Genomic DNA, 5,585 nt, shown 5'->3' with positions numbered 1-5,585 from the left:
TTGACCGAGGCCCGACCCTGGCCGGAAACCAACCGACCCCGCCGCGCCGCAGTCTCCTCGTTCGGCATCAGCGGCACGAATGCGCACGTGATCATCGAGCAGGCCCCGACACCGGAGCCGGTCGCCGAGGCGCCCGCCGGCCCCACCGGACCCGCCGCGTGGGTGGTGAGCGGCCGCACCCCGGACGCGCTGCGGGCCCAGGCCGAACGGCTGCACGCGTACCTGACGACGACGGAGGCCGCACCGGCCGACGTGGCCCGCTCGCTCGCCAGCCGTACCCGGTTCGACCACCGTGTCGTCCTCGTCGGCACGGACCGCGACGAACTGCTCGCCGGCCTGGCCGCAGTAATCGACGGCGAGGACCTGCCCGGCGTCGTGACCGGATCCGCCGGACCGGCCGGCAAGCTCGCCGTGATGTTCTCCGGCCAGGGTTCGCAGCGCCTGGCGATGGGCCGCGACCTGTACGCCACGCAGCCGGTGTTCGCCCGGGCCTTCGACGAGGTCTGCGCGCACCTCGACGTGCGGGACGTGGTCTGGGGCGACGACCAGGAGCTGCTCGACCGGACCATGCACGCCCAGGCCGCGCTCTTCGCGGTCGAGGTCGCGCTGTACCGGCTCGTGGAGTCCTGGCAGCTCCGGCCGCACGCCCTGATCGGACACTCCATCGGTGAGGTCGCCGCGGCACACGTCGCTGGCGTGTTCAGCCTGGCCGACGCCTGCACCCTGGTCGAGGCGCGCGGCCGGCTGATGGAGGCGCTGCCCGCCGGTGGCGTGATGACCGCCGTGCACGCCTCGGAGGAGACCGTCCGGCCGCTGCTCGGCGACGGCGTGGACCTCGCCGCGGTCAACGGCCCGGAATCCGTGGTGCTCTCCGGCGACGAGGCCGCGGTCACCGCGCTCGTCGAACGCCTCGGCGTGAAGGCCAAGCGCCTCCAGGTGTCGCACGCCTTCCACTCGGCCCGGATGGAGCCGATGCTTGACGAATTCGCCGCAGTGGTCGCGCGGCTCGACTACCACGAGCCGACCCTGCCGGTGATCTCCAACGGCACCGGCCGGGTCGCCGGCCCGGAGATCCGTACCCCGCAGTACTGGGTCCGGCACGTCCGCGACGCGGTCCGGTTCCACGACGGCCTGCGTACCCTGACCGGGCTCGGAGTCACCCGCTTCCTCGAACTCGGGCCGGCGGGTGTGCTGACCGCCCTGGCCCAGGAGTCGGCCCCCGAGGCGCTCTCCGTCTCGGTAAGCCGCCGGGGCCGGGACGAGGCTGCGGCGGCGCTGGAGGCCGCGGCGGCGCTGCACGTCACCGGCGCCGCCCTGGACTGGGCCGCGGTGGTCGGCGGCGCGGACCTGCGGGTACCGCTGCCCACCTACGCCTTCCAGCACGAACGCTACTGGCTGTCCCGGCGTACCGGCGGCGGGGATCCGGCCGCCCACCCGATCCTCGACTCGGTGGTCGACCTGGCGGGTGCCGCCGGTGCGGTGCTCACCGGCACCCTCTCCGTGGCCACTCACCCCTGGCTGGCCGACCACCGCGTCGGTGGAGCCGTCGTACTGCCCGGCAGCGCCCTGCTGGACATGGCGTTCCTGGCCGCCGACCGGGTCGGTGCGGCACGGGTCGCCGAACTCACCCTGGAGGCGCCGCTGACCGTCGCCGAGCACGGCGAGGTCCGCCTCCAGGTGGCCGTCGGCGCGGCTGACGAGACCGGCACACACACCCTCTCCGTGCACTCACGGCCGGTCGGTGCCGCCGACGACGAGCCGTGGACCCGGCACGCGACCGGCACCGCCGGCCCGGCCACCGGTGACACCCGGCCCGGCCACACCGAGTGGCCGCCACCCGGCGCGGAACCGGTCGACGTGGACGGCCGCTACGACGACGGGGACGACAGCGTCCTGGCGTACGGTCCGGCCTTCCGGGGCCTGCGGGCCGCCTGGCGGCGGGCCGGTGAGGTCTTCGCCGAGGTGGTGCTGCCGGCGGCCGCCGGTGCCGGCGGCGACCGGTTCGGCGTGCACCCCGCGCTGCTCGACGCCACCCTGCACGCCGTGGGCCTGCTGCCCGGTTCCGACGACGGGACGGTCCGGGTGCCGTTCAGCTTCACCGGCGCAACCCTCGCCGCCACCGGCGCCGAGGCGGTCCGGGTGTACGTCGCCCCGGTGGCCGGAGAGGCCGACACGGTGACCCTGCGCCTGACCGACGGCACCGGTGCCCCGGTGGTCGAGGTGGAACGGCTGACCCTGCGCCCGGTCGCGGTGCACCGTCCGGCGAGCGTCGCCGGTGCCGGCCTGTTCCATCTCGACTGGACCGCCGTGTCGGCCACCGCCGCCGAGGCGGCACCGGTGCGCGTCGTGGCGGCACCCACCGGGTCACCCGTGGCGGCCACGACCGAGATGCTCACCACGCTCCAGCGGCACCTCGCCGACGAGCAGAACCCCGCGCTGGTCGTGGTGACCCGAGGCGCGGTACCGGTCGCCGACGACGACGTCACCGACCTCGCCGGCGCGGCCGTCTGGGGTCTGGTCCGGGCTGCCCAGGCTGAACACCCCGGCCGCGTCGTACTTGTCGACGCGGAGGCCGGTGCGGAGATCGACGGTCCGGCGCTGGCCGCCCTCGGCGAGCCGCAACTGGTCCTGCGCGACGGCGGCCTGCGCGCCGCCCGGCTCACCCGCCGGGCCGTGCCGGAGCAGCCGGGCAGCTGGGCCGCGACCGGAACGGTGCTGATCACCGGTGCCGGCGGTGCCCTCGCCGGCCTGCTCGCCCGGCACCTGGTCACCGTCCACGGGGTCCGCCGGCTGGTGCTGGCCGCACGCCGACCCACCACCGGCGAGCTGGCCCGGGAGCTGACCGAGCTGGGCGCCGAGGTGACCACCGCGCTCTGCGACGTCGCCGACCGGGACGCGCTGGCCGCGCTGCTCGACGGCATCCCGGAACTGGACGGCGTCGTGCACACCGCAGGCGTACTCGACGACGGGGTGCTCGACGCGCTCACCCCCGACCGCCTGGAGCGGGTGCTGCGACCCAAGGCCGAGGCGGCCTGGCACCTGCACACCCTCACCCGCGACCGCGACCTCGCCGAGTTCGTGCTCTTCTCCTCGGCGGCCGGTCTGCTCGGCGGCGCGGGCCAGGCCAACTACGCCGCGGCCAACGCCTTCCTCGACGGGCTCGCCGCGCACCGGCGGGCACACGGCCTTGCCGCCCGGTCGTTGGCCTGGGGCCTGTGGGCCGAGCCCGCCGGAATGGCCGCCGCGACCACCGAAGACGGCACGACCCGAGACGGTGTGGGCGCGCTGACCGCTGAGGAGGGGCTGCGGCTCTTCGACGCCGCCCTCGCCCTGCCGGATCCGGTGCTCGCCCCGGTCAAGCTGGACCTCACCGGCCGGGGTACGACCGACGACCTGCCACCGCTCTTCGCCGGTCTGATCCCGTCCCGCAACCGCCGTACGGCGCAGGGCGCGATCGGCGCCGGTGCGCTGGTCCGCCGGCTGGCCGGACTGCCCGCCGCCGACCGGCCGGCCGCCGTGCTGGACGTGGTGCGGGCCCAGGCCGCCCTGGTGCTGGGCCACGCCCAGCCGGCCACGCTCGCCCCCGACCAGCCCTTCAGCGAACTCGGCTTCGACTCGCTCACCGCGATCGAGTTCCGCAACCGGTTGGCCGCCGCCACCGGCACCGCGTTGCCCGCAACCGTCGTCTTCGACCATCCCACCCCGATGGCGCTGGCCGAGATGCTCACCGCCCGGCTGGTGCCGGCGACGACCGACGACGAGGGCGAGCACGAGGTGCGCGCACTGCTCGGCACGATCCCGCTCGGCCGGCTGCGCGACGCGGGACTGCTGGACGCCCTGCTGGACCTCGCCGGGCGCGGTGGCCCCGGCGTACCGGCCGCCGGACCGGCTCCGGCCGACGGCATCGACGACATGGACACCGACAGCCTGATCAGCCTGGCCCTGGGCGACGCGGGTTCCGACGACCAGACGACCTCGGGAGTGAATCGTTGAGCACCGCAGATGACCGCATCGTCGCCGCGCTCCGGGCCTCGCTCAAGGAGACCGAACGGTTGCGCGACCAGAACCGCACCCTGCTCGCCGCCGCCCGGGAACCCATCGCGATCGTCGGCATGGCCTGCCGCTACCCGGGCGGGGTGCAGTCACCGGCCGACCTGTGGGACCTGACGCTGCGCGGCGGCGACGCGGTCGGCGACTTCCCGGGGGACCGGGGCTGGGACGTCGACCGCCTCTACCACCCGGACCCGGAGCACCCCGACACCTCGTACACCCGGCAGGGGGGTTTCCTGCTCGACGCGGCCTGGTTCGACGCCGGGTTCTTCGGGATCAGCCCGCGTGAGGCGCTGACCACCGACCCGCAGCAGCGGCTGTTCCTGGAGAGTTCCTGGCAGGCGCTCGCCGACGCCGGCCTCGACCCCCGGTCGCTGCGGGGCAGCGCGACCGGGGTGTACGCCGGCGTGATGTACCACGACTACGCAGGCGGGCACGGCACCGGCAGCGTCGTCTCCGGCCGGGTGGCCTACACGCTGGGGCTGGAGGGCCCGGCGATCACGCTGGACACCGCCTGCTCCTCGTCGCTTGTGGCACTGCACTGGGCGGTGCGGGCGCTGCGCTCCGGCGAGTGCTCGCTGGCGCTGGCCGGCGGCGTCACGGTGATGGCCACCCCAAGCGTCTTCGTCGAGTTCAGCCGCCAACGTGGCCTCGCTGCGGACGGGCGCTGCAAGTCGTTCGCCGCCGCGGCCGACGGCACCGGCTGGGCCGAGGGCGTGGGTGTCCTGGTGCTGGAACGGCTCTCCGACGCGGTCGCCAACGGCCACCAGATCCTCGCCGTCGTACGCGGCTCGGCCATCAACTCCGACGGCGCCTCCAACGGGCTGACCGCGCCCAACGGACCCTCCCAGGAGCGGGTGATCCGGGCGGCGCTTGCCGACGCCCGACTCGCCGCCGACCAGGTGGACGTGGTGGAGGCGCACGGCACCGGCACCACGCTGGGCGACCCGATCGAGGCGCAGTCGGTGCTTGCCACCTACGGCCGGCGCGACGGCGAACCGCTCTGGCTGGGCTCGCTCAAGTCGAACCTCGGGCACACCCAGGCCGCCGCCGGTGTCGGCGGGGTGATCAAGATGGTGCAGGCGATGCGGCACGGGGTGCTGCCCGCGACCCTGCACGTCGACGAGCCGACCCCGCATGTGGACTGGCAGGCCGGCAACGTCCGTCTGCTCACCGAGCAGCGTCCCTGGCCGGAGACCGGCCAGCCGCGCCGCGCCGGGGTCTCGTCGTTCGGCTACAGCGGGACCAACGGGCACGTGATCCTGGAACAGGCGCCGGTGGCCGAGGATGCGGAGTCAAAGACGCGCCCGGTGGCGCTGCCCTGGGTGCTCTCCGCGAAGACGCCCGCGGCACTGCGCGAGCAGCGGCAGCGGCTACTCGACCGGCTGACCGCCGACCCGCAGCTCGCCCCCGAGGACGTCGCCCGGTCACTGCTGCGGCGCCCGGCCCTGGACCACCGGGAGGTGCTGATCGGCCGGGACCGCCCCGAACTGCTCGCCGCCACACCGGTGTCCGGCGTGGTCGGTGCCGCCGGC

At 75.2% G+C, this 5,585-nt stretch carries 2 protein-coding genes; both read left to right on the top strand.

The window, feature by feature from the left end:
• A complete protein-coding gene (locus AC507J_RS32000) occupies nt 1–3,993 on the top strand; it encodes an SDR family NAD(P)-dependent oxidoreductase (RefSeq protein ID WP_496294260.1) in 3,993 nt (1,330 codons plus the stop codon).
• On the top strand, nt 3,990–5,585 hold a 1,596-nt coding region (locus tag AC507J_RS31995; protein WP_496294259.1), incomplete at its 3' end, for a type I polyketide synthase. The genes AC507J_RS32000 and AC507J_RS31995, both read left to right, overlap by 4 nt.

The sequence above is a fragment of the Micromonospora sp. PRAS1 genome (assembly GCF_059553435.1).
The sequence above is the reverse complement of the archived record's forward strand: the minus strand, read 5'-3'. Positions and strand labels throughout refer to the sequence as shown.